Genomic DNA, 22,450 nt, shown 5'->3' with positions numbered 1-22,450 from the left:
TTTTTTGCGCGGGGGCCCGTGGGTGTTGGTGGGTGTCCCCTATCTGGGGGGGGCCCCGGGGGGCCCCCCCCGCCTGTCTACATGCGCGTGGTGCTTAGAAGTCCATTCCAGCGCCCGGGTCCATCGCCGGTGCGCCAGCCTTCTCGGGCTTGTCGGCGACGACGACCTCGGTCGTGAGGAAGAGACCAGCGATCGACGCTGCGTTGAGCAGCGCGGAGCGCGTGACCTTCACTGGGTCGAGCACGCCGGCCTCGATGAGGTTGACGTACTCGCCGGTTGCGGCGTTGAGGCCCCAGCCGTCTTCGAGTCCGGCGACCTTCTCGGCCACGACGCCGGGCTCGAGGCCAGCGTTCGTTGCGATCTGCTTGAGCGGCGCGAGGATTCCGACCTTGACGATGTTCACGCCGGTCGCCTCGTCGCCCTGCAGGTCGAGCGAGCCGAGCACGCGAGCGCCAGCCTGGATGAGCGCGACGCCACCACCGGCGACGATGCCCTCTTCGACGGCAGCCTTCGCGTTGCGGACGGCGTCCTCGATGCGGTGCTTGCGCTCCTTGAGCTCGACCTCGGTCGCGGCTCCGGCCTTGATGACGGCGACGCCACCGGCGAGCTTCGCGAGGCGCTCCTGGAGCTTCTCGCGGTCGTAGTCGCTGTCGCTGTTCTCGATCTCGGCGCGGATCTGGGCAACGCGGCCGGCGATCTGCTCGGGCGAGCCAGCGCCCTCGACGATCGTGGTCTCGTCCTTGGTGACGACGACCTTGCGGGCCGTTCCGAGGAGGTCGAGCGTGGTGTTCTCGAGCTTGAGGCCGACCTCTTCGCTGATGACCTGACCACCGGTGAGGATGGCGATGTCCTGCAGCTGAGCCTTGCGGCGGTCGCCGAAACCGGGAGCCTTGACGGCAACCGACTTGAAGATGCCGCGGACCTTGTTGACGATGAGCGTCGCGAGAGCTTCGCCCTCGACGTCCTCGGCGATGATGAGGAGCTGCTTGCCAGCCTGGATGACCTTGTCGACGACAGGCAGGAGGTCCTTGATGTTGGAGATCTTGCCGTTGACGATCAGGATGTACGCGTCTTCGAAGACGGCTTCCTGGCGCTCGGGGTCGGTGACGAAGTACTGCGAGAGGTAGCCCTTGTCGAAGCGCATGCCCTCGGTGAGCTCGAGCGTCGTGCCGAAGGTGTTCGACTCCTCGACGGTGACGACGCCTTCCTTGCCGACCTTGTCGATGGCCTCGGCGATGATCTCGCCGATCTGTGCGTCAGCGGCCGAGATGGACGCGGTGGCAGCGATCTGCTCCTTGGTCTCGACCTCCTTGGCGGAGGAGAGGAGCTCGGCGACGACTGCCTCGACGGCCTTCTCGATGCCGCGCTTGAGCGAGATCGGGTCTGCACCAGCTGCGACGTTGCGGAGGCCCTCGCGGACGAGTGCCTGAGCGAGGACGGTAGCCGTGGTCGTTCCGTCACCGGCGACGTCGTCGGTCTTCTTGGCGACCTCCTTGACGAGCTCGGCGCCGATCTTCTCGAACGGGTCCTCGAGCTCGATCTCCTTGGCGATGGAGACGCCGTCGTTCGTGATCGTGGGCGCGCCCCACTTCTTCTCGAGCACGACATTGCGGCCACGTGGGCCGAGGGTGACCTTGACCGCGTCGGCGAGCGTGTTCAGTCCACGCTCAAGCCCGCGACGGGCCTCTTCGTCAAAAGCGATGATCTTCGACATATGTGTACTGCGTCCTTTCCGGACGTGGTTCGTGAGGTTCGTGGTTGGCACTCGAACGAGGCGAGTGCAAATCCATATTGGCACTCGACCCTGTCGAGTGCAAGCCGCCCGGCGCCTTCTCGCTGCGGGCGAACGAGCCGAGCCGGAAGAGACGCCGATGCCCCCTGAACGCGGAACGGCGCCGACCCGCGAGGGCCGACGCCGTTCCCAGCCTGCGGTCAGAGCGCGCGCACCGACTCCGCCTGCGGGCCCTTGTCGCCCGCGCCGATCTCGAACTCGACCTTCTGGCCCTCTTCGAGGACTCGGTAGCCCTGCATCTCGATGGCCTTGTAGTGCACGAACACATCCTGTGCAGCAGCGCCGTCGAGCGCATCCACAGTGATGAAGCCGTAGCCCTTGTCAGCGTTGAACCACTTCACGGTTCCGTTCGCCATGTTTGTCTCCATTGCTCGGTAGTACTCGCAGGCGCCAACCCGCGGAGCCCTGCATGCGTGCGAGGGGGACGAACGATGGTGCCCAGGACTCGAGCAAGATACTAGGTGGCGACCTGTTGAGCGAGAAAGCCAAAAACCGGGATCACGTCACCTGGCGACGTTTTGTCTCCAGATGTTCACACTCACGGAACACACGAGCCATATTCCCCGGAGAATGCCCGGGTCACGCACCGTGTCGAGCCTCGGCGCACCTGCGAAGAACGGCTACCCCGCGAGGTCGACGCCGACGATGACCACGATCGTGCCAGCGGCGGCGACGTTCGGGTCCAGGACGGCCGTTCCGCCACCGAGCGACTGGACGAGGGCGAGCGCCGCAGCCTCCTGGGAGGCATCGCTGTAGGAGACGGTCGTCGTCTCGTAGTCGGAGGTCGGAGCATCCGCCGTCTCGGTGACGTTCCAGCCCGCGGCCGCGAGTTCCGTGGTGGTGCTGCCCGCGACGCCCGCGAGCTCGGTTCCGTTGAGGACTCGCACGGAGACGTTCGGGTCGAGCTGCGGCACAACCTCCGCCGGCGCCTCCTCGACGGGCGCCTCCGCCGTCGGAGTCTCACTCGTCGCGGTCTCCGCGGTCGGGCTGAACGAGACGGCGCCGTTGATGACCTGCATCGCGACGGCGGCGACGGCGACGATCACGACAACGGCGAGCAGACCCCACAGCCACGAGGCGAGCTTGGCGAGGCGCGTGCGGGGCGCGCGATGCGCGCCGCGTCGGTCGAGCCCTGGTGGGATGTCGTCGAAGCGATCCTTGGGGTAATTCACGTGTCTACCGAATCCGTCCTGAGGTGGGAGAGGCGCTGGACATGCGCTGCTCGCGCCGCAACTGGCGCTCGTCCGCACGCCGCTCGCGCGCACGCCGCAGGCGGCCGACGAGCATCGGCTGGTGGACGAGCGCAGCTGGTGTCTCGATGAGCGTAGCGAGATTTCGGTAATACTGCGTCGTCGACCAGCCGAAGCGATCCCTGATCGCCGCCGCCTTCGCCGCGTTCTGCCGCGGATTCCCGTCTTCGAAATCCAGCAGCGCGCGCTCGAGGTCGCTGAGCTCCACGTCCCGTGCCATGCACGAAGTGTACGAGCAGGGTTCACGGACTGGACTCACGCAACGCGCGTATGCTCGATCCTCCCCGGCCGCTCCCAGCGGTCTCGTCGATTTTCCAGGAGGCACGGTGTCCTACGCCGTCAACAAGCCCGATTCCGAGTGGCGCGCGGAGCTCACGCCGCAGGAGTACCACGTGCTGCGTGAGGCAGGCACGGAGCGGGCATACACGGGAGAGCTCCTCGATGAGGGTCGTGCCGGCTTGTACACGTGTCGAGCGTGCGGCTCGGAGCTGTTCAAGGCGGGAACCAAGTTCGATTCCGGATGCGGCTGGCCGAGCTTCTATGAGTCCGTGCGGCCGGACGCGGTCGAGCTGCTCGAGGACCGCTCGCTCGGGATGGTGCGCACCGAGGTGCGCTGTGCGAACTGCGGCTCCCACCTCGGCCACGTCTTCCCTGACGGCTTCGGTACGCCGACCGGTGACCGGTACTGCATGAACTCGCTCTCGCTCTCCTTCACGCCGGAGGAAGAGACCCCCGCCGAGTAGGCGCACGGGCATCCTTCGATAGCCATGCGGTGCGCGGAGACGTGCACCGCATGACTATGATGGTGCCGCTGCGAAAGCAGCAGGCCGACTTAGCTCAGCTGGTAGAGCACCGCTCTTGTAAAGCGGATGTCGCGAGTTCGAACCTCGCAGTCGGCTCCACGATGCGCGTCCATGCGCAGAACCCCGGCACGTCCCGACCTCGCGAAAGCGGCCCGAACTATACTCGGCTGGATGCACGAGCACACGACCGCGCAGCGCACCAAGCTCCCGCAGCAGCGCACGGCCGCCAACCGCGGAGTTCTCGGGCTGACGATCGGCGCGGGCCTCGTGCTCACGCTCATCGCGATCCGCACGCTCACTGCGTCGCTCGACGACCAGCCGGCACTCGGACCGATCACGGACTTCGTCACGCTCTCATTGAGCGTCGTCATCGAGTCGATGCCCTTCATCATCCTCGGCATCCTGCTCTCGATCGTCGTGCAGCACTGGCTGCCGCCCGGCTTCCTCATGCGCGTCCTGCCGGAGGCGCCGTGGCTGCGGCGTGCCGTCATCTCCCTGTTCGGCATCGCGCTGCCCGTCTGCGAATGCGGCAATGTCCCGCTCGCGCGCGGCCTCGTGCTGCGCGGCTTCACGCCCGCCGAGTCGATCACGTTCCTGCTGGCGGCACCCATCCTCAACCCCATCACGATCGTCACGACGTACCAGGCGTTCGGCTGGGACCATGGCATCCTCGCGGCCCGCATCATCGGCGGCTTCGTGATCGCGAACGTCATCGGGTTCCTCTTCAGCAGGCACCCGAAACCGCAGGACCTCCTCACGCCGAGTTTCGCCGCGACGTGCGAGCTGGAGGCGAGGCACGGCCACGAGACGGGCTCGAGCGTGCGCGAGCGGTTCCGCGCGAGCGCCTCCATGTTCGGTGCGGAGACGTCGACGATGCTGCCCGCGCTCTTCGTGGGATCGGCCATCGCCGGAGCGATCCAGGTCGGCGTCTCGCGCGACCTGCTCACGACCCTCGGAGAGCATCCGGTGCTCTCTGTGCTCGTGCTCATGACCCTCGGCTTCGTCATCTCGATCTGCGCCAACGTCGACGCGTTCTTCGCGCTTTCGTTCGTCGGCACCTTCATGCCCGGTGGCATCGTCGCCTTCCTCGTGATGGGCCCGATGATCGACGTCAAGATGCTCGCCCTCATGCGCACGACCTACACGAGCGCGGTCCTCGCCCGCATCACCCTCATCGTCGCGCTGTCGGCCTTCACCCTCGGACTCGGAGTGAACCTCATTGCTTGAACGACTGCTCTCCAGGTGGCGCGGCGTCGCCCTCACGCTCATCACCGTCGTCGCGACGGTCTGGCTCTCGATGACCGGCGGCCTCTCGCTGTACATCCACCCGCGCTACTTCGTCTTCACCTCGATCATGGCGGTCATCGGCGGGATCCTGGCGATCGCCGCGATCGCCGCCACGCCCTCCCGCGACGAGCACGGGCACGGGCACGGAAACGGAAACGGGCACGACCACTCGCATGAGTCGGATGCGCTCGGCACGTCGACCGCGCGGCGCAACAACCGGCGTCCGCGCCTCGGCACCCGCCAGCGGATCGCTGTGATCGCCTCGACGACGGTCACGCTGGTCGTCGTCGTGACGGCGTTCGTCGCGCTCATCATCGCGCCGCCCGTGACCTTGAGCTCTGCGGCCGTCGAGAACCGCTCGCTGAACGCCAACGCGCAGACCGTGGACTCCCCGATCGACGAAGGCGAGACGCTGCGCGGCCGCGACACCAGCAGCTTCACGGTCAAAGACTGGGCGGCCATGCTCCGGCAGGGCGATGGCGAGCAGCAGGTCCTGGGCGAGCGCGCCAAGCTCGTCGGCTTCGTGACGGTCGATCCGGACGCGCCGGATGCGTTCATCCTCGCCCGCTTCGTCGTGAACTGCTGCGCGATCGACGCCGCACCTGTCGGCGTCGCCGTGCACCAGCCCGGCTGGCAGGCCGCCTACCCCGTCGACACCTGGGTCGAGGTGGACGGCGCGTTCGTCACGAACCCGAGCGCGTCCAGTGCGGAACGGGTGGCGCTCATGCCCACGACCGTCACCGCCATCGACCAGCCGAGCGATCCATATGTCTACTGAGCTCAGCTCGCCTGACGCCCGCACGGGACGAGGCTTTCGGAAGACGTTCATCCTCGCGGTCGTCGTGCTCGCCCTGCTCGCGGCGGGTCTCGCGGTCGGCAACATCCTGCAGGGGCCGCGCGTCGCGTCGACGGCGGTCAACGCGATCGGCACGGTCGAGCAGCAGGGCACGCGCCTCGTACTGACGCCCAACCAGCGGTTGCGGGAGATCGACCCCGCACAGGTCGTCCTCGAACCGGCCGCCGACTACAGCCTTTCGCAGGACGACGGCACCATCACCCTCACGTTCGAGCAGCTGCTCGCGTACGACACGAACTACACGCTGACGGTCCAGGATGCGGTCAGCTCCTCGACGGGGGTCGCATCGACGCTCGAGACGCAGTTCGCGACCCCGCAGCTGGACGTGTCGACGCTCGTGCGCGGTGCCATCTCAACCGGCGGGAGCCTCGAGGACCGCGTCGTGGAGACGAACGTCTCCGGCGGCGGCGAGCCGCGCATCCTCTTCACCGCGCCACGCATCCAGGAGTACGCACTGACCGACGCGTTCGTCGCCGTCATCGAGCAGGACACCGCGGGCCTCGGGACGGTTGGCGTCGCGCCCCGCGCCGAGCCAGGGCCGGCGGTGCCCCTCAACGTGGATGCGACGGGCAGCTTCTCGAGTCTCGCCGCGGATGCGGAGAGCGGACTCATCGGGTTCGTGATCGACGGGATGCACGCCGACGGGCAGACGGAACTGGTTCGGTCGCTGTTCGTCTTCGACACGAGCGACACCTCGTTCAGGCCGAAGCAGGTCGCGGGCCCAGACGGGGCCCCGCTCATGGTCTCCGCGTGGGCGTTCGCCCCTCGGACCGGGGCTCTCATCGCGCAGACCCTCGACGAGCAGCTGTACCTGGTCAACGTCCTGGCGGGCACTCCCGCCGAGCCGATCGGCCAGGCGCAGCATTTCCACGGCTTCGTACCGGGCACGGCGACGGCAGTCACGTCCGGTGTCGGCGGCTACACGCTGTTCGACCTCAGCTCGGGTACCGCAGAGGCGCTGACCCCTGCCCCGATCTCGCTCAGCGAGACGCAGTACCTCACGCAGACGAGCGTGCTCAGTCAAGACGGGACGCAGATCTCGGCGGTTGCGGATGCGGCTGCCGGGCTCGCCGACGTCACGGTGGAGCTCGCCGACGCCGCTGGGCAGCGGACGCTGTTCGATCCGGGCGAGAGCGGAGAATGGCTACGCGACATCTGCGTCTCCCCCAACGGCCAGTACCTCGCGGTCGAGACGGGGCTCGGTGCGCAGGGGCCGGACGGCTACGCCGTGCTCCCCGGCATGAAGCAGTCGACGACAACCGTCATCGACATCGCGAGCGGCGCGGAGCTGCGTCGGCTCACCGGCTTCCTGACGTCCTGGTGCCGCTGACAGGGACCCGCGGTCTCCGACTGCGCAGGTGCGACGAAGGGCCTCACCCGCAGGGGTGAGGCCCTTCAACGTCGAACGCCTCGGCTACTTGGCCGCGCGCTTCGCCGCGCGCAGCTTCGAGACCTCGTACATCGTGATGCTCGTGGCGATTCCGGCGTTGAGCGACTCGGTGGCCCCGTCGATCGGGATCGAGACGATCGCGTCGCAGTGCTCGGTGACGAGGCGCGAGAGGCCCTTGCCCTCGCTGCCCACGACGACGAGCAGCGGTGAGGTCGCGAGCTCCAGCGAGGGCAGCGACACGTCGCCGTCGCCGTCGAGGCCGATGACGAACACACCGGCCTTCTTGTACGCCTTGATGGTGGCCGTCAGGTTCGAGGCCATGGAGACGGGGAGACGCGAAGCGGCACCCGCTGAAGTCTTCCACGCCGAGGCGGTCATGCCCACCGATCGGCGCTGCGGCACGATGATGCCGTCGCCGCCGAACGCTGCCACGGAACGCACGATCGCGCCGAGGTTGCGGGGGTCGGTGATGCCGTCGAGCGCGACGAAGAGCGGGTTGCGACGGCGCTGGATGGCGCGGTCGAGTTCCTCCATGGGGTCGGCGTACGTGTACGCCGGCACCTTGATGATGACGCCCTGGTGCACCGCGTCGCGTCCAGCCATGCGATCGAGCTCGGGACGCATGACCTCGAGGATCGGGATCTTGCGCTCGGTCGCGATCTTGAAGATCTCCTTGACGCGCTCGTCCATCTCGCCGCGGGCGGCGACGTAGAGCGTCGTCGCCGGGATGCCGGCGCGGAGCGCCTCGACGACCGAGTTGCGGCCGGTGACGAGTTCCGTGCTGTCATCGGTGCGGGCGCGACGCGGTGCCCCGCCTTCACGCTGCGCCGGACGCGGCTTGGACCCGCCACGAGCAGCCTCGAGGCGCTCCTTCGCCGCCTTGCGCTTGCCGGCGACGTGCCAGGAGCGGTCCTCGGCACGAGGCGTGTTGCCCCGACCTTCGAGGGACTTGCGGCCGTTGCCACCGGTGCCCTTCGTGGGGCCCTTCTTGCTGCGATTTCCTCGCGAGTTCGTGCTCATGCCTTCTCCAACGTCCAGAAGCTGCCGTTCGGCGAGTCTTCAATCTGCACGCCGGCTGCTGCCAGCGTGTCTCGAATCTGATCTGCGCGGGCGAAGTCCTTCGCACCGCGGGCCTGTGTGCGCTCGGTGAGCAGCGCGTCGACGAGGGCGGCGAGGGCTGTCTCGCCCGTCGCATCCGCTCCCCCGCTCCACTGCTCAGCGCGTGGGTTGATGCCGAGGATGTCGAGCATCGCGGTGACCTCGCGGGCGGCGCGCGCCGCCGCGTCGGACGCGCCGGTGTCGAACGCCTGGTTGCCGGCGGTGATGGCCTCGTGCAGCGCGGCGATCGCCTGAGGGACCGCGAAGTCGTCGTTCATGGCCGCGATGAACGCCTCGGGCAGGTTGGCGAGGCTGGGCGGCGCTTCCTCGACGACGGACGCGAGCAGGCCTGCCCGCTCGGCACGCTCGAGGAACGCCTCGATGCGCGAGAAGGAGGCGGCCGCCTCGTCGAGCGAGTTCTCACCGATCTCGATGGTCGAGCGGTAGTGGGCGGAACCCAGGAAGTAGCGAACGACGATCGGACGCGCGGCGGTCAGGAGGTCGACGGCCGAGACGGTGTTGCCGATCGACTTCGACATCTTCTGCCCGGCAACCGACACGAGCCCGTTGTGCACCCACGTGCGAGCGAACTCGAGGCCCGCCGCGCGGGACTGCGCCAGCTCGTTCTCGTGGTGAGGGAATCGGAGGTCTCGCCCACCGCCGTGGATGTCGAACGTCGGCCCGAGGTACTTCGTCGACATGGCCGAGCATTCGATGTGCCAGCCCGGTCGCCCCGAACCCCACGGCGAAGACCAGGCAGCCGAGTCCGGCTCGCCCGGCTTCTGCCCCTTCCAGAGGGCGAAGTCGGCGGCGCTCCGCTTTCCTCGGCTCGGGGCCTCCCCCTCCGCCATGTCCTCGGGACGCTGATGGGTGAGCTCGCCATAGCTGGGCCAGCTTCCCGTGTCGAACCACACGTCGCCGCTCTCGTCGACCGCCGCATACGCGTGGCCGCGCTCGATGAGCAGCGAGATCAGCTCCTGCATCTCCGGGATAGACCCCGTCGCGCGGGGCTCGTACGTGGGCGGGCGGATGCCGAGTGCGGAGTACGCGGCGTTGAACTCGCGTTCGACCCGGTACGCGAGGGCCCACCACGGCTCGTCCGGCGTCGCGCCAGCGAGCGTCTTGTCGTCGATGTCAGTGACGTTGCGAACCAGCGTCACGCGCAGCCCGGTCGCCTCGAACCACGAGCGGAACTGGTCGTAGACCAGCGCGGAACGCAGGTGGCCGGCGTGCGGCGCGGACTGCACCGTCGGCCCGCAGACGTACAGCGAGACCTCGCCTGGCACGAGCGGCGCGAAGTCGCCGAGTGCTTGCGTCTGCGTGTCGTAGATGCGCTGATTCACTGCACCAGCATACGCGTCGGGGCCGCACGGACGAGTGAACGTCCCTGCGGCCCCGACGACGAAGCGTGTGGCGTGTGCCGAACGGCAGTCCCGAGGGAGACCGCCGGTGTCAGCCGACTAGGACGCGAGGACCTTGTCGAGCACGTCTCCGGCTTTCTCCTCGTCGGTCTTCTCCGCGAGTGCGAGCTCCGAGACGAGGATCTGCCTGGCCTTCGCGAGCATCCGCTTCTCTCCAGCGGAGAGACCCCGATCCTGGTCGCGCCGCCAGAGGTCGCGAACGACCTCGGACACCTTGATGACGTCGCCGGAGGCGAGCTTCTCAAGGTTCGACTTGTACCTGCGGGACCAGTTCGTCGGTTCCTCGGTGATGGGGGCTCGCAGAACCTCGAACACACGGTCGAGACCGTCCTGTCCGATGACATCGCGCACTCCGACCAGGTCGACGTTGTCAGCAGGGACCTCGATGACGAGGTCTCCCTGTGCAACGTTCAACTTGAGGAACGTCTTCTCTTCACCCTTGATGACTCGGATCTTCACCTCTGAGATGGTGGCCGCGCCGTGATGGGGATAGACGACTGTCTCCCCGACCTCAAACTGCATAAATACAAGCCCCTTTCGGCACCTAAGAGTACCATGTCAAAAGGGCCCATCCGAGGGTGGAAGTGGTAGAGTCCGCCGCCGCGTCGTCCGGGAGCCGCACCCAGATCAGATAGGCTTCCTGCATCCTGTGAATTCGTGCGGCGACAGCCGCACGGTCCGAACCTGGAGGCTCCAGACGTGAAGATCCGCGCCGTCGCGTCCGTCACCCTTGCCGCCGTAGTCGCGGTTGGGCTTGCCGGCTGCAACTACATCTCCCCCCAGCGCACGACGACCCAGTACTCGGCGAGTGACGGCACGAACGCCAACGTGGGCGAGCTCGAGGTTCGCAACGCGATCCTCATCACCGACACGCTGACGGGTACCGACGTGACCGACCGCGCCAACCTCGTCTTCGCGGTCGTCAACCACACGGGCAGCGCTGGCTCGCTCGACATCACCTACACGGGGCTCATCAACGGCGTCGAGCAGGACGTCGTCGTGACCGTTCCCGTCGACGCCGCGGCAGGCGTGACCCAGGTCGGCTTCGGCGAGGGCGCCAGCGTGCTCCTCGAGGGCATGGACTTCGTCCCGGGCTCGACCCACGAGGTGACGTTCACCGCGACACTCGACGGCGAGCAGTCGGTGCAGGCCGTGAACGTTCCCGTGCTCGACGGCACGCTGCCGGAGTACTCGACGCTCGTGCCCGGCCCGGCCCAGACCGAGCCGCCGGCCGCGCCGCCGAGCATCGCCCCCACTCCGGCCCCGACCGAGGAGCCGGAAGAGGGCGGCACAGCCTAGCGGCCACCCGCACACCGCCGAGAAGGGCGCATCCATCCGGATGCGCCCTTCTCGCGTTCCCCCGGCGCGAGGCCTGGGGCCGGCTCAGCCCTCGTAGCGGTAGCCGAGACCTCGAACGGTGACGAGCCTGACCGGCGTCGACGGCTTCTCCTCGATGCGGCTGCGGATGCGCTTGATGTGCACGTCGAGCGTCTTCGTGTCGCCGTAGTAGTCGGGGCCCCAGACGCGGTCGATGAGCTGCCCGCGGGTGAGCACGCGTCCCGAGTTGCGCATGAGGTACTCGAGGAGCTCGTACTCCTTGAGCGGCATCGGCGTCACCTTGCCCGAGACCTCGAGCGTGTGACGGTCGAGGTCCATGCGCACCTCGCCGACCTCGATGATGCTGTCGTCCTCGCCCTCCTCCTCCTGCTCGTTGCGTCGGAGCACGGCACGCACTCGCGCCAGCAGCTCCCGCGTCGAGTACGGCTTCGTGACGTAGTCGTCGGCGCCGAGCTCGAGCCCCACGACGATGTCGACCTCGCTGTCCTTCGCCGTGAGCATGATGATCGGCACCTTCGACGTGAGGCGGATCTGCTTGCACACCTCGGTGCCTGGAACGCCGGGGAGCATGAGGTCGAGGAGCACCAGGTCGGCGCCGTCGCGGTCGAACAGATCGAGGGCGTCAAGGCCGGTCTCGGCGACGGCGACGGCGTATCCCTCCCGTCCGAGGAGGAAGGAGAGCGGCTCATGCAGTGCTGATTCGTCTTCGACGAGGAGGATGCGGGTCACGGTGGTCATTGTGCATATCTTTCGTGAACATTGAGTGACGTGCGCGCGGACCGGCGCGTCACGGCCCGCACGGTGCGGATCTGCTCAGGCGGAGCGCCGCTCGGTGAACCGCTGCAGGTCGATCTCCTCGACGACGGAGTCCGCGGAGGGCAGTCGCACGGTGAAGGTCGACCCCTTGCCGAGCTGCGACCAGACTCGGACGTCTCCACCGTGGTTCTCGGCGACGTGTCGAACGATGCTGAGCCCGAGGCCGGTCCCGCCGGTCCGTCGGGAGCGCGCCTGATCGACGCGGAAGAACCGCTCGAAGATCCGCCCCTGGTCCTCCGGGGCGATGCCGATGCCCTGGTCGGAGATCGCGACCTCGACCGTGTCGTCGACGAGCCGCGTGCCGATGCCGATGCGCGAGTTCGTCGAGGAGTACTGGACGGCGTTGGAGACGAGGTTCGTGAAGCACATGAGCAGGTGGGTCCGCTCGCCGTACACGAACGCATCCACGTCGTCGCCGAGCACGATCTCGACACCGGCGACGTCAGCTGGCACGCGTGACTGGTCGACGGCGAGTGAGAGAATCTCATGGATGGAGATCAGCTCCGGATGCGCGAGGGAGTCGCTCGACTGCAGCCTCGACAGCTCGATGAGCTCGTTGGTGATGGATGCGAGGCGCAGGCTCTCCTTGCTGAGGCGCCCGGTGAAGTACTTGACCTGCTCTTCATCGCCCGCGGACTCCGCGATCGCCTCGGCGAGCAGCGTGACCGCCCCGATCGGCGTCTTGAGCTCGTGGCTGACGTTGGCGACGAAGTCCCGCCGCACGCTCTCGACGCGCAGCGCCTCGGTCCGGTCCTCGGCCAGCACCAGGAAGAACCTGGTGGAGAGGGGCGCGGCTCGCACGCGGACGTGGATCTCGGAGCGGCCGAACGGGCCACGCGCGATCTCCAGGTCACGGGTGACGGCCTCGCCCTCCCTTCTGGCCTCGTCGACGACGGCACCGACGCGCTCGTCGAGGCGCCCACCTGGTCGGACGAGGCCCTTCGAGGTGGCTCCCGGGGACGACTGGTAGACGTTCCTCGAAGGGTCCGTGACGATCACGATCGAGTCGAGGGCGCCGAGCAGATGCTCGATGCCCTCTGGGAGGCGGGGTGAGAATGCAGCTCGCGCCTTTGCCTGCCGTACTGAGGCGACGTGGAGCAGCCAGACGAAACCTGCACCCAAGAGGAAGCCGAGTACGATCGCAAGGACCACTGCGACGGACGAGTCCATGTGCCCAGCATATGGGCCAGCGGATGCGTCACCCGTCGTACACGAGTCCGTTACCTTGGCTCCGTAGACTCGCCCGCGAAGGCAGCGTCACTCCCAAGGCACTGGACGACCGGTCTTCCCAGAACTACGGGCAGCGGCACATCGCTCGTTGCCACGAAACAGAGGATAAACATGCGCGAAGTTTTCCAGCAGGAACTCGCTGAGGTCAGCAACGGCCTCGTGGAGATCGCCCGCCACGTCGAGTCCGCCATGCAGCGCGCCGCCGTTGCGTTCACCACGTCCGACGTGGCCCTCGCCGAGCAGGTCATCTCCGACGATGCCCGCATCGACGAGCTCGCGATCGCCCTCGATGAGCACACCATCGAGATCATCGCCCGCCAGTCCCCCGTGGCACGCGACCTCCGACTCGTCGTGAGCGCGCTGCGCATCAGCTCGTCGCTCGAGCGCATGGGCGACCTCGCGGCCCACATCGCGGCGCTCGCCCGCTACCGCTTCCCGGGCGGCGTCGGCCCGAACACGCTCCGTCCGGTCTTCGCTGAGATGAGCCGACTCGACGTCGCGGTTGCGCGTCAGCTCGTGGCTCTGCTCGACGCGGGCAACGACGAGGAGACGAACCGCATCGCCGACGAGATCAAGGCGAGCGACACGCAGATCGACGACCTGCACCGCAGCACGTTCGACGCGCTCCTGTCCGATGACATCCAGGCGCAGAGCGTCGAGGTCGTCGACGCGACGCTCGCGAGCCGTTACTTCGAGCGCTTCGCCGACCACGCGGTCTCGATCGCGCAGAAGGTGCAGTACCTCACGAGCGGCGAGTGGATGCAGGAGAAGGAGCCGTCCACGCCTGTCGCCCCGGTCACCCCGGGCGCCTAGCAGCAGAGCACCACAGCACCGACGGCACCCCTGCCGCCGCCGTTCCTCCCGGAACGGCAGCGAGCAGGGGTGCCGTCGTCTCTCCCCAGTCGCAGGTCGACGCCCGCGGCTTGCTTAATACAGCCCGCGCTGTATTAATGGGGGCATGACAACCGCGACCACCTCACGCCTCGAGGTCATGAACCGCCTCGGGCGCGCCATGGCCGATCCCTCGCGGTCACGCATCCTCATGCGCCTGCTGGACGGCCCGGACTACCCCGCGCGCCTCGCCTCGGACCTGGGACTGACCCGACAGAACGTGTCGAACCACCTGACCTGCCTCCGGGACTGCGGCATCGTCGTCGGGACGCCGGAGGGAAGGCAGACGCGGTACGAGATCGCCGACCCGCACCTGACCCAGTCGCTCACGACGCTCGTCGGCGTCGTCCTCGCCGTCGACGAGGCCGCCCCGTGCCAGGACACGTCCTGCCCCGTGCCAGGCTGCTGCGAGCCTGTCTCGTGACCGAGCGATTCGACTCGACGGCGAAGGCCGCGGCAGACACCAGTCCTGGCGGCATCGGTGCCGCGAGCGCCGACGGGGAGGCGCGCCGCGCGCTGCTGCACCGGCGCATCCGCATGGTCGTGGCCTTCACGATCGCCTACAACGTGATCGAGGCGGCCGTCGCGCTGAGTGCGGGCGCGGCGTCATCCTCGGCGGCCCTCATCGGGTTCGGCCTCGACTCGATCATCGAGGTGCTCTCGGCCGCCGCAGTCGCCTGGCAGTTCACGCGAGAGGATCCGGAGCGCTGGGAGAAGCCGACGCTGCGCGTCATCGCGATCGCCTTCTTCGCGCTCGCCGCCTACGTCACGGTCAGCTCGGTGCTCGCGCTCACCTCGGGCTCCGAGGTCGAGCACAGCACCGTCGGCATCGTGCTCGCAGCCGTGAGCGTCATCCTGATGCCGTTCCTGTCGCTCATCGAGCGGCGCACCGGGCACGAGCTGGGCTCGGCGACGGCCGTGGCAGACTCCAAGCAGACCCTCATCTGCACCTACCTGTCCGCCGCCGTCCTCCTCGGCCTCGTCCTGAACTCGCTCTTCGGCTTGGCCTGGGCCGACGCGGTGGCCGGGCTCGTCATCGCCGCCTTCGCCGTTCGCGAGGGCATCGAGGCATGGAAGGGCGATGCCTGCGCGACCTCGGTCGGGATGCTCCTGGAAGATGAGCATGAGCACGAGCACGACCACGAGCACGAGCACGAGCACGAGCACGAGCACGACTGACGGTCTTCCTCGTCACCGGTGATCGCAGACGAGGAGCTCCCCGTCCGCTGACGGGGAGCTCCTCGTTCGTGCGGCCCTGCGTGGGCCTGGGGTTCGCTCGGCGCTACTTGCCCTGCGAGGCGACGGCGGCGGCTCCCGCTGCTGCCGCCTCCGGGTCGAGGTACTCGCCCTTGCCGAGCACCTCGTGCGTCTCGGGGTCGAAGCGGTACACGAGGGGCATGCCGGTCGGGATGTTGACGGCGGCGATGTCGTCGTCGCTGATGCCCTCGAGGTGCTTCACGAGCGCGCGGAGGCTGTTGCCGTGCGCGGCGACCATGACCGTGCCGCGCTGGACGAGCGTCGGCAGGACTTCCTCTTCCCAGTAGGGCAGGAACCGCACGAGCACGTCCTTGAGGCACTCGGTGCGTGGCAGCTCGTCACCGAGATCTGCGTAGCGCTCGTCGTGGGCCTGCGAGAACTCGCTGCTGTCGTCGAGGGCGGGCGGCGGGGTGTCGTACGAGCGACGCCACTCCATGAACTGCTCTTCGCCGTACTGGTCGCGGACCTGGGCCTTGTCCTTGCCCTGCAGGTCGCCGTAGTGGCGCTCGTTGAGGCGCCAGGTGCGCTTGACGTCGATCCAGCCGCGGCCAGCTTCCTTGAGCGCGAGGTTGGCGGTGTCGATGGCGCGTGTGAGCAGCGACGTGTAGAGCACGTTCGGCTTGAGGCCGGACTCGCGGATGAGGCGGCCCGCGCGGGCCCCCTCCTCCCGGCCCTGTTCGGTGAGCTCAACGTCCACCCAGCCGGTAAAGAGGTTCTTCTCGTTCCACTCGCTCTGTCCGTGACGGACCAGGATGAGGGTCAGCGCTTCAGTCATGCGTCCAAGCGTACCGAGTGGGGCTGGCCCGTGTGCGACGCGGGGTCGTCGCGCGCTGAAATAGTCTCGGTGGCTCAATAGTCTTGTCGCATGCCATTGGGTCGACTCACGCGCGGGACGACGGGGACGAACCGTCTGCGTCGCGTCGACCGCTGGATCGCGCAGCATCCGGCCCTGTCGTCCGCCGAGCGCCCGCTGGTCGTCGACCTCGGCTACGGGGCGAGCGGGGCGACGGCGTTCGAGCTGGCCGAGCGCCTCGGGCGTGCTGTCCCGCAGGTCCGCGTGCACGGACTCGAGATCGACCCGGGGCGCGTGGCGCTCGCCAGACAGCAGCTCGCCGAGCGGCCGGAGCTGGCCGGCCGGGTCTCGTTCGCGGTCGGCGGGTTCGAGGTGCCGACGCCGAAGTCGGAGGCGCCCGCCGTGATCCGCGCCATGAACGTGCTGCGTCAGTACGACGAGGCGGAGGTCGCCGATGCCTGGTCGCGCATGACCGCGCGACTCGCGCCGGGCGGACTGCTGGTCGAGGGAACGTGCAACGAGGTCGGGCGCGTGTCGTCCTGGGTGGGCATCGACGCCGGCGGACCCCGCACGTTCACGGTCTCGCTGCACACGGCGAGCCTCGAATCGCCGCTGGTCGTCGCCGAGCGCCTGCCGAAGGCCCTCATCCACCGCAACGTGTCCGGCGAAGGGGTGCACGACTACCTGCGGGCGCTCGACGACGCCTGGCAGCGCGAGGCCCCGCGGCAGACGTTCGGCGCCAGGCAGCGCTTCCTCGCCGTGTGCGAGCGGATGCGCGCGGCCGGCTGGCCGCTCGTCGACTCCTCCAAGCGCTGGCGGCTCGGTGAGGTCACCGTCGCCTGGGACGCGGTGGCCCCTTCCTCCGGGGCCCTCGCACTGCCCCGCCCCTAGCCACCGCCCCCAGCCCTAGCCCCCGCCCCGAGCCCTGTCGCGGCGCCCCGCCCCTCATCCGCTGATCGCTGCCAGCCGAACGGCCCTTCCGAATCGGCCAGAACGGCCACTTCACTGGCAGCGATCGGCGCGAGAGCGCGGCGGAAAATCGCGCGGGGCGGAAGAAGGTCGCCGCAGGCAGCGACCGACGTGAGGAAGGCTACTTGACCTCGGGGAGCGCGGTGCGGGCAGCTTCCGGGTCCATGCCGCTCGCGATGAGCAGGTCGACGACGAGGGGCCTGCACTGCATGAGCAGCACGGAATCGGCGAGCTGCGCCCCATGGAGGTGGTCGGGTTCCAGTCGCGCCGCCGCGATGAGCAGCGTCTGCCGAGACTGGTGCAGCATGGCGTCGTCGTCGAGGCCGAGTCGCAGTTCGAGCATGCCCGACTGGATGTCGCCGAGGAGGTCAGCGAGCTCCTCACGGTGGCGGCCGTCCCAGGACAGCGACCAGGCGCGACGCGCGAGCACGCGCAGGTTCCGAGTTGCGAGGTCGATGCTCGTGCGGAGCTCCACCAGGCGATCGACTCGCCCTCGGTGGTGGCGCATGAACGGCGACAGGCGGGCGATGGATGCGGCGCTCTCGAGCTCCGTCGACCAGGCGTCGAGCGTGTCCTGCGTCCGGCGCAGCTCCTCCAGCGCGGCGAGCCCTGCGTCACTGTCGCCGCGACGCAGCGCCTGCGAGATGTCGCCGAGTGCCTGCGCCAGCGCCCCGATGAGGCCCTTGGCCTCGTTCTTCGCGAGCGCCGCCGCGTTGCGCGGCACGAGCGCCGTGGCCGCGATCGCGACCGCTCCCCCGATGACCGCGTCTAGGAGCCGCGAGTACTCGGCCACGCCCTGCACGGGGATGAGCTGCACGAGCGATGCCTGCACGGCCGCGCCGATCGCGAAGCCCGGGCTGGGGTGCACGAGCCGGCCGAGCAGCAGCACGACCGCGAGCACGACCGCGACCTGCCAGACACCGCGCCCGAAGAGGACCAGCGACAGGTTGGAGAGCAGCACACCGAAGGTGATGCCGAGCGCCGTGTCGAACACGCGACGGGGACGCGCATCCCGCTGCAGCCCGAGACTCGTGATCGCCACCGTCACCGCGAGGAACGGTATGGGATGCCCCAGCCCCCAGTGCGCGATCGCGTAGGCCACGAACGCGGCGGCCGTGATCTGCACGACCGCCGGCAGGGAGGCGCGCACGCGAGCGAGCGCGGCCCCGACGCCGACAGCCGGAGCCGCCACGTCTACTGCCCGCGGCGCTCGAGGCGCGGCAGCCGAGGTACCTCGGCCGCTCGTCCCGCACCCGGCGAGACGATCGTCGTGGCGCTCGCCGTCACCTGCTGCTCGTCAGCGAGGTGCGCGACGAGGGTGACGTTCTCCGGGAGGGAGCGCTTCACGAGCGCGAGTGCGATGGGGCCGTCCTCGTGATGGATGGCCACGGAGCTGATTCGTCCGACCGTCTGCGCCCCGGCGTCGCCCTCGACCGACAGGGTGCTCCCGACCTCGGGAAGCTCGCCGAGCGAGCCGTCGAGGTCGAGCAGGACGATCCTGCGCGGCGGGCGCCCCAGGAAGTGCACCTTCGCGACGGTCTCCTGTCCGCGGTAGCAGCCCTTCTCCAGGTGCACAGCGCTGCGGAGCCAGTCGAACTCGTGCGGGATCGCGCGCGAATCGACCTCGGCACCGAGGCGAGGCCGCCAGGCGGCGATGCGCAGCGCCTCCAGCGCGTGCATGCCCGCGATGGGCAGCGCACCGGACGAGGCGCGGTCGACGAGAGTCTGCAGCCCTGCCCGTTCGACGACGTGCAGTTTCAGGGGGAAGTCGGCCCCCGGGTGCGCGTCGGCGACACCACCGGCGGGCACGACCGGGTGCGCCGAGTAGCTCCAGCCGTGCTCCGGCGGTGCGGCCCACGGGTCGCTCCACACGAGTGGGGTGCCGTTCGGGTCAGCTGCACCGAGGTCCAGCTCACCGAGCGTCGCGATCACGGCGAACTCGCCGGTCACCTCGGCCAGCTGCACGTCGAGCATGAACCGCATCCGGTTCAGCCATGCCGCGAAGGCGGGGGCAGAGTCGCGCTCCGTGATCAGCCAGGTGGCGGTGCCGTCGTCGATGACGGCCGCGCCGTGCTCGATGTGACCCTGGATGTCGAGGAGCAGCGTCTCTGCGCTCTCGCCGGGCTGGAGCGTCGTGAGGCGCTGCGAGGTGAGCGAGTCGAGCCAGCTGAGCCTGTCACCGCCGGTGAGGCGGATGATCCCGAGGTGCGATGCATCCACGACCGAGCGACCGGCAGCGAGGTCGCGCTGGTCGGCCGTCACGTGCCCGTAGTGCCAGGCGACACCAGCGTCGATGCCGACGCCCTCCACCGCGCCGGGAAGCGCGAGGAACGGCGAGCGATACGGCTGGGGCTCGTCGGCGTCACCCGCCGAGCTGCTGGGAACCGCGTGCTCAGTCAAGCTTGGCCAGCTTCGCCGACGCGTGCGTCGCCAGTTCCTGGCCGAGGGCTGCGATATCCCACGCCCACAGCAGCTCGCCCGCGACGAAGCCGTACATGCGAGTGGATGCGGTGAACTCCTTCGCGCCGGGCGCGAGCAGGACTTCCTCGGTCTTGAGGTCGATGCGCGGGCCTCTGGCGCTGCCGCTGTACCGCTCGAGGAGTCCCGTCGGGTGCACGATCGACACTTCGAGCGGGAACGCCTGGTCATCGTCGCGCAGCCCCTCGACGCCATCGGCGTCCGTGATCGTCGCCGGGGCGGTCGGGGGCAGATAGCCGGGACCGACATCGCCGTCGTCCCGGGTGCGAGCCAGCCGCCAGAACCCCGTCTCGCCCGTGAGCGGGATCTGCACGGGCTCGTCGCCCGTGCCTTCCTCGAGCCACAGCTGAGCGGAGTAGTTGAGGTACGGAAGGCCGTCGTGGCTGAAGCTCACGCGCTGGCGGAACGCCTGCTCGCGCACTTCCTCGCCCACCTTGTACTCGACGTGTCCGGTTCCCTCCCACACGCCGAGCAGCCAGGAGAGCGGCACGATCTCGGGCGGGAGGTCAGTGGGGATGTCGTAGACCATCGGGGGTTTCCTCTCGATCCGGCTGCGGTGTCGCTCCGCTGGGCTGCTTAGTTCTGGCCCTTGAAGAGGTTCTTGAGCACGACAACGGAGACGAAGCTGATGGCGGCGAGCGCGAGCACCAGCAGCCCGGTGAAGATGATTTCGATAACAAGCACGGTGTCCATGCCGACCATCTTAGCCGTGCGGATGCACGCGAGAGTCAGTGCGGATGCACGCGAGAGTCAGTGCGGATGCACGCGAGAGTCAGTGCGGATGCACGCGAGAGGCGGCGCGTCTAGCTGTGGCTCGGCGTGCCGACGACCGCGTCTCCGCCGAGCAGCGCGAAGCCGAGGGACGCGACGCCGAGCACGACGAGGGCCCCGACGAGGCTGAGGCTCATCCTCATGATGAACCCGTCGCTCTCCTGCAAGCGGAGCTGGAGGAGGCAGGTGAGGCAGATGAGCGTCAGCATCAGAATGCTCACCCAGACCAGATGCCGCGACGGGTCAGCGAGGACCGCGACGCCGAATACTCCGACGATGGCCGCCAGCCAGACGATGCCAATGCTCACTCGTTCGCGGGTCATTGCCCCATTGTGCACGCTGGAGCTGTCCCGAGGGTGCGTAGACTAGCGAGCGAGTCCGACCAAACATCGAGGAGGCCACATTTGGCAGACGTCCTCTTGTTCAGCGCCGGCGGCGTCGAGCACGCTCTCCCTTCCCTCACTCTGCTGGCGCACCGCGTCCGGGTGCTCCCTCCGACCGCATCCGCCCTCGCCTCGGCCCCCCAAGCCGACGCCAACATCATCGACGGCACCAGCGACCTCCCGAGCGCGAAGCGCCTGTGCGGGGTGCTCAACACCATCGAGTCCTCGGTTCCGGTGCTGCTCGCCATCACGGAGGGCGGCCTCCCGGCCATCTCCTCCGACTGGGGCATCGGTGACGTCATCCTGCGCACAGCGGGACCGGCGGAGGTGGATGCGCGCATCCGTCTCCTGCGTCCGCAGGCCGCGGTGGAGGAGCCGAGCGGCACGATCGCCATCGGCCCCCTCACGATCGACGAGCACAGCTACACCGCCAGGTATCGCGGGCGCACCCTCGACCTCACCTTCAAGGAGTTCGAGCTGCTGCGCTATCTCGCCTCGCATCCCGACCACGTGTTCACGCGGGAGCGGCTGCTGAGCGAGGTGTGGGGGTACGACTACTTCGGCGGCACGCGCACGGTCGACGTGCATGTTCGGCGTCTCCGCGCGAAGCTCGGAGACCAGGAGAGCGTCATCGGCACGGTCCGCAATGTCGGCTATCGCCTGCTGCGCGGGGGCGAGGCCTCACGCGACGAGCCCTCAGCCACGGGCCACGCAGACGACGCGACCGCCAAGGCCTAGGAGCCGAGATGCCCGAAACCCCCGAGATCTCCACCACGGCGTCGGCCGACGCTCGCGGCGACGAGATCCGCGCCATCGCCGACGCCGCGCTGTCCGCGGACGGCGTCTCTCCGTTCAACGAGGACACGATGCTGTCGCTCGACGCTCGGCGGCTCGCCGCCGTCGACGACTCGGGTCAGCTCGTCGCCGTGGCGCTCACGAGGGACCTCGGCGACGGAACGGTCGAGGGCGAGCTGGTCGTGCATCCAGCGCACCGCCGAGCAGGCCTCGGTGGACGGCTCTACGACGCAGTCTCCTCGGCCGCCGCTCCCCCGGTCCTCTGGGCCCACGGGAACCTGCCGGGCGCATCGGCGCTCGCCGAGAGCCGGGGCCTCGAGGCCGTGCGAACGCTCCTCAAGCTCGGGCGGCCGATCACCGATGCCGACGCCGGTGCGACCCCTCCCCCCGACGGGCTCACCATCGCGCCCTTCACGGACGCGGATGCCGACGACTTCCTGGCGCTGAACGCCATCGTGTTCCGCAGTCACCCAGAACAGGGCGCGCTCGACGCCGCAGGCCTCGACGCCCGACGGTCGACCGACTGGTTCGACGCCGACGACTTCCTGCTCCTGCGCGACGAGGACGGCACCCTCCTGGGCTACAACTGGCTCAAGCGAGAAGGCGACGAGGTCGAGATCTACGTCGTCGGCATCGCGCCGGAGGCAGCGGGCCGCGGGCTCGGCCGTGCCCTCATGCAGGCCGGCCTGCAGCGGATGCACGCGACGGGCGCCAGCAAGACCTCGCTGTACGTGGAGGGCGACAACACGGCAGCGCTCGCGCTCTACCGCTCCCTCGGCTACGAGCAGCTCTCGATCGACGTGCAGTACCGACACCGCCGTTCATGAACCGT

The 22,450-nt window shown here is 68.8% G+C and carries 25 protein-coding genes and 1 tRNA gene; 12 read left to right on the top strand and 14 right to left on the bottom strand.

What is annotated here, in order from left to right:
• Positions 1-94: 94 nt before the first annotated feature.
• The 4 genes from groL to F8O03_RS03785 form a co-directional block, all read right to left on the bottom strand.
• Positions 95-1,714, bottom strand: coding sequence for a chaperonin GroEL (gene groL / locus F8O03_RS03800; RefSeq protein ID WP_104253821.1), 1,620 nt, complete (start codon positions 1,712-1,714; stop codon positions 95-97).
• Positions 1,715-1,932: 218 nt separating this feature from the next.
• Positions 1,933-2,148, bottom strand: a complete 216-nt coding sequence (locus F8O03_RS03795) for a cold-shock protein (protein ID WP_068479823.1) — start codon at positions 2,146-2,148, stop codon at positions 1,933-1,935.
• Positions 2,149-2,412: 264 nt separating this feature from the next.
• Complete coding sequence (locus F8O03_RS03790) at positions 2,413-2,964, bottom strand: LytR C-terminal domain-containing protein (RefSeq protein WP_151422637.1); 552 nt, start codon at positions 2,962-2,964, stop codon at positions 2,413-2,415.
• 4 nt (positions 2,965-2,968) lie between these two features.
• The gene (locus F8O03_RS03785) at positions 2,969-3,262 is read right to left on the bottom strand and encodes a DUF3263 domain-containing protein (protein WP_104253823.1); all 294 of its coding nucleotides are present in this window, start codon (positions 3,260-3,262) and stop codon (positions 2,969-2,971) included.
• Positions 3,263-3,368: 106 nt separating this feature from the next.
• On the opposite strand from F8O03_RS03785, the gene msrB reads away from it, so the two are divergent.
• From msrB to F8O03_RS03760, 5 genes are all read left to right on the top strand, one after another.
• Positions 3,369-3,785, top strand: coding sequence for a peptide-methionine (R)-S-oxide reductase MsrB (msrB, locus tag F8O03_RS03780; protein ID WP_151422631.1), 417 nt, complete (start codon positions 3,369-3,371; stop codon positions 3,783-3,785).
• An 83-nt stretch (positions 3,786-3,868) separates the two neighbouring features.
• Positions 3,869-3,944: transfer RNA gene (locus F8O03_RS03775), tRNA-Thr, on the top strand.
• A 72-nt stretch (positions 3,945-4,016) separates the two neighbouring features.
• Positions 4,017-5,072, top strand: coding sequence for a permease (locus tag F8O03_RS03770; protein WP_151422625.1), 1,056 nt, complete (start codon positions 4,017-4,019; stop codon positions 5,070-5,072).
• Positions 5,065-5,910 carry a TIGR03943 family putative permease subunit gene (locus F8O03_RS03765; protein WP_151422618.1) on the top strand — a complete coding sequence of 282 codons (846 nt, stop codon included), beginning with the start codon at positions 5,065-5,067 and terminating at the stop codon, positions 5,908-5,910. Before F8O03_RS03770 ends, F8O03_RS03765 begins: the two co-directional genes overlap by 8 nt.
• A complete protein-coding gene (locus tag F8O03_RS03760; RefSeq protein WP_151422610.1) occupies positions 5,900-7,318 on the top strand; it encodes a hypothetical protein in 1,419 nt (472 codons plus the stop codon). Before F8O03_RS03765 ends, F8O03_RS03760 begins: the two co-directional genes overlap by 11 nt.
• 84 nt (positions 7,319-7,402) lie before the next feature.
• On the opposite strand, the gene rlmB is transcribed toward F8O03_RS03760, so the two are convergent.
• The 3 genes from rlmB to F8O03_RS03745 all read right to left on the bottom strand — a co-directional run bounded on the left by rlmB (position 7,403) and on the right by F8O03_RS03745 (position 10,419).
• Entirely contained in the window at positions 7,403-8,398 is a 996-nt protein-coding gene (gene rlmB / locus F8O03_RS03755; RefSeq protein ID WP_151422603.1) for a 23S rRNA (guanosine(2251)-2'-O)-methyltransferase RlmB, read from the bottom strand.
• A complete protein-coding gene (gene cysS / locus F8O03_RS03750; protein ID WP_151422595.1) occupies positions 8,395-9,819 on the bottom strand; it encodes a cysteine--tRNA ligase in 1,425 nt (474 codons plus the stop codon). Before cysS ends, rlmB begins: the two co-directional genes overlap by 4 nt.
• 117 nt (positions 9,820-9,936) lie before the next feature.
• A complete protein-coding gene (locus tag F8O03_RS03745) occupies positions 9,937-10,419 on the bottom strand; it encodes a CarD family transcriptional regulator (RefSeq protein ID WP_068479837.1) in 483 nt (160 codons plus the stop codon).
• Between the two features lie 177 nt (positions 10,420-10,596).
• On the opposite strand from F8O03_RS03745, the gene F8O03_RS03740 reads away from it, so the two are divergent.
• Entirely contained in the window at positions 10,597-11,196 is a 600-nt protein-coding gene (locus F8O03_RS03740) for a DNA modification methylase (protein ID WP_151422588.1), read from the top strand.
• Between the two features lie 84 nt (positions 11,197-11,280).
• Here the strand turns inward: F8O03_RS03740 and F8O03_RS03735 are convergent, their stop codons facing one another.
• Together F8O03_RS03735 and F8O03_RS03730 are read right to left on the bottom strand one after the other, a co-directional pair.
• Entirely contained in the window at positions 11,281-11,964 is a 684-nt protein-coding gene (locus F8O03_RS03735) for a response regulator transcription factor (RefSeq protein ID WP_151423095.1), read from the bottom strand.
• Positions 11,965-12,048: 84 nt separating this feature from the next.
• Complete coding sequence (locus tag F8O03_RS03730) at positions 12,049-13,221, bottom strand: sensor histidine kinase (protein WP_151422581.1); 1,173 nt, start codon at positions 13,219-13,221, stop codon at positions 12,049-12,051.
• Positions 13,222-13,392: 171 nt separating this feature from the next.
• On the opposite strand from F8O03_RS03730, the gene phoU reads away from it, so the two are divergent.
• The 3 genes from phoU to F8O03_RS03715 all read left to right on the top strand — a co-directional run bounded on the left by phoU (position 13,393) and on the right by F8O03_RS03715 (position 15,351).
• Positions 13,393-14,094 carry a phosphate signaling complex protein PhoU gene (phoU, locus tag F8O03_RS03725; protein WP_104241934.1) on the top strand — a complete coding sequence of 234 codons (702 nt, stop codon included), beginning with the start codon at positions 13,393-13,395 and terminating at the stop codon, positions 14,092-14,094.
• A 145-nt stretch (positions 14,095-14,239) separates the two neighbouring features.
• Entirely contained in the window at positions 14,240-14,596 is a 357-nt protein-coding gene (gene cmtR, locus F8O03_RS03720; RefSeq protein ID WP_151422573.1) for a Cd(II)/Pb(II)-sensing metalloregulatory transcriptional regulator CmtR, read from the top strand.
• A gap of 113 nt (positions 14,597-14,709) precedes the next feature.
• Positions 14,710-15,351, top strand: coding sequence for a cation efflux transmembrane domain-containing protein (locus F8O03_RS03715; protein WP_151423094.1), 642 nt, complete (start codon positions 14,710-14,712; stop codon positions 15,349-15,351).
• A 103-nt stretch (positions 15,352-15,454) separates the two neighbouring features.
• Here the strand turns inward: F8O03_RS03715 and F8O03_RS03710 are convergent, their stop codons facing one another.
• Positions 15,455-16,204: a phosphoglyceromutase gene (locus tag F8O03_RS03710; protein ID WP_151422566.1), complete on the bottom strand. Its 750-nt coding sequence runs from the start codon at positions 16,202-16,204 to the stop codon at positions 15,455-15,457.
• A gap of 90 nt (positions 16,205-16,294) precedes the next feature.
• Between F8O03_RS03710 and F8O03_RS03705 the strand changes: the two genes are divergently transcribed.
• Positions 16,295-17,113, top strand: a complete 819-nt coding sequence (locus tag F8O03_RS03705) for a class I SAM-dependent methyltransferase (RefSeq protein WP_151422559.1) — start codon at positions 16,295-16,297, stop codon at positions 17,111-17,113.
• Between the two features lie 199 nt (positions 17,114-17,312).
• Here F8O03_RS03705 and F8O03_RS03700 read toward each other — a convergent pair whose 3' ends face one another.
• The 4 genes from F8O03_RS03700 to F8O03_RS17985 form a co-directional block, all read right to left on the bottom strand.
• Complete coding sequence (locus F8O03_RS03700; protein WP_151422553.1) at positions 17,313-18,383, bottom strand: FUSC family protein; 1,071 nt, start codon at positions 18,381-18,383, stop codon at positions 17,313-17,315.
• 2 nt (positions 18,384-18,385) lie between these two features.
• On the bottom strand, positions 18,386-19,591 hold the full coding sequence (ygfZ, locus tag F8O03_RS03695) for a CAF17-like 4Fe-4S cluster assembly/insertion protein YgfZ (protein ID WP_151422546.1): 1,206 nt from the start codon (positions 19,589-19,591) through the stop codon (positions 18,386-18,388).
• Positions 19,584-20,198 carry a heme-binding beta-barrel domain-containing protein gene (locus F8O03_RS03690; RefSeq protein WP_104253899.1) on the bottom strand — a complete coding sequence of 205 codons (615 nt, stop codon included), beginning with the start codon at positions 20,196-20,198 and terminating at the stop codon, positions 19,584-19,586. Before F8O03_RS03690 ends, ygfZ begins: the two co-directional genes overlap by 8 nt.
• A gap of 274 nt (positions 20,199-20,472) precedes the next feature.
• Positions 20,473-20,763: a hypothetical protein gene (locus F8O03_RS17985; protein ID WP_167516421.1), complete on the bottom strand. Its 291-nt coding sequence runs from the start codon at positions 20,761-20,763 to the stop codon at positions 20,473-20,475.
• An 81-nt stretch (positions 20,764-20,844) separates the two neighbouring features.
• Between F8O03_RS17985 and F8O03_RS03685 the strand changes: the two genes are divergently transcribed.
• Both F8O03_RS03685 and mshD read left to right on the top strand, forming a co-directional pair.
• The gene (locus F8O03_RS03685; RefSeq protein WP_244295889.1) at positions 20,845-21,561 is read left to right on the top strand and encodes a winged helix family transcriptional regulator; all 717 of its coding nucleotides are present in this window, start codon (positions 20,845-20,847) and stop codon (positions 21,559-21,561) included.
• An 8-nt stretch (positions 21,562-21,569) separates the two neighbouring features.
• A complete protein-coding gene (gene mshD / locus F8O03_RS03680) occupies positions 21,570-22,445 on the top strand; it encodes a mycothiol synthase (RefSeq protein WP_151422532.1) in 876 nt (291 codons plus the stop codon).
• Positions 22,446-22,450: the final 5 nt, after the last annotated feature.

It is taken from the genome of Pseudoclavibacter terrae (genome assembly GCF_008831075.1).
GTDB classification, from domain to species: domain Bacteria; phylum Actinomycetota; class Actinomycetes; order Actinomycetales; family Microbacteriaceae; genus Pseudoclavibacter; species Pseudoclavibacter terrae.
Note: the sequence above shows the minus strand (reverse complement) of the source record. Positions and strands in the feature narration are given on the sequence as shown.

Bases quoted from the DNA above. Each gene is read 5' to 3' on its own strand.
- rlmB (WP_151422603.1), bottom strand. From the start codon at position 8,398: ATGAGCACGAACTCGCGAGGAAATCGCAGCAAGAAGGGCCCCACGAAG.
- F8O03_RS03785 (WP_104253823.1), bottom strand. From the start codon at position 3,262: ATGGCACGGGACGTGGAGCTCAGCGACCTCGAGCGCGCGCTGCTGGAT.
- F8O03_RS17985 (WP_167516421.1), bottom strand. From the start codon at position 20,763: ATGACCCGCGAACGAGTGAGCATTGGCATCGTCTGGCTGGCGGCCATC.
- F8O03_RS03770 (WP_151422625.1), top strand. From the start codon at position 4,017: ATGCACGAGCACACGACCGCGCAGCGCACCAAGCTCCCGCAGCAGCGC.
- mshD (WP_151422532.1), top strand. From the start codon at position 21,570: ATGCCCGAAACCCCCGAGATCTCCACCACGGCGTCGGCCGACGCTCGC.
- F8O03_RS03745 (WP_068479837.1), bottom strand. From the start codon at position 10,419: ATGCAGTTTGAGGTCGGGGAGACAGTCGTCTATCCCCATCACGGCGCG.
- F8O03_RS03730 (WP_151422581.1), bottom strand. From the start codon at position 13,221: ATGGACTCGTCCGTCGCAGTGGTCCTTGCGATCGTACTCGGCTTCCTC.
- F8O03_RS03715 (WP_151423094.1), top strand. From the start codon at position 14,710: ATGGTCGTGGCCTTCACGATCGCCTACAACGTGATCGAGGCGGCCGTC.
- F8O03_RS03760 (WP_151422610.1), top strand. From the start codon at position 5,900: ATGTCTACTGAGCTCAGCTCGCCTGACGCCCGCACGGGACGAGGCTTT.
- F8O03_RS03795 (WP_068479823.1), bottom strand. From the start codon at position 2,148: ATGGCGAACGGAACCGTGAAGTGGTTCAACGCTGACAAGGGCTACGGC.
- F8O03_RS03705 (WP_151422559.1), top strand. From the start codon at position 16,295: ATGCCATTGGGTCGACTCACGCGCGGGACGACGGGGACGAACCGTCTG.
- phoU (WP_104241934.1), top strand. From the start codon at position 13,393: ATGCGCGAAGTTTTCCAGCAGGAACTCGCTGAGGTCAGCAACGGCCTC.
- F8O03_RS03710 (WP_151422566.1), bottom strand. From the start codon at position 16,204: ATGACTGAAGCGCTGACCCTCATCCTGGTCCGTCACGGACAGAGCGAG.
- cmtR (WP_151422573.1), top strand. From the start codon at position 14,240: ATGACAACCGCGACCACCTCACGCCTCGAGGTCATGAACCGCCTCGGG.
- groL (WP_104253821.1), bottom strand. From the start codon at position 1,714: ATGTCGAAGATCATCGCTTTTGACGAAGAGGCCCGTCGCGGGCTTGAG.
- F8O03_RS03690 (WP_104253899.1), bottom strand. From the start codon at position 20,198: ATGGTCTACGACATCCCCACTGACCTCCCGCCCGAGATCGTGCCGCTC.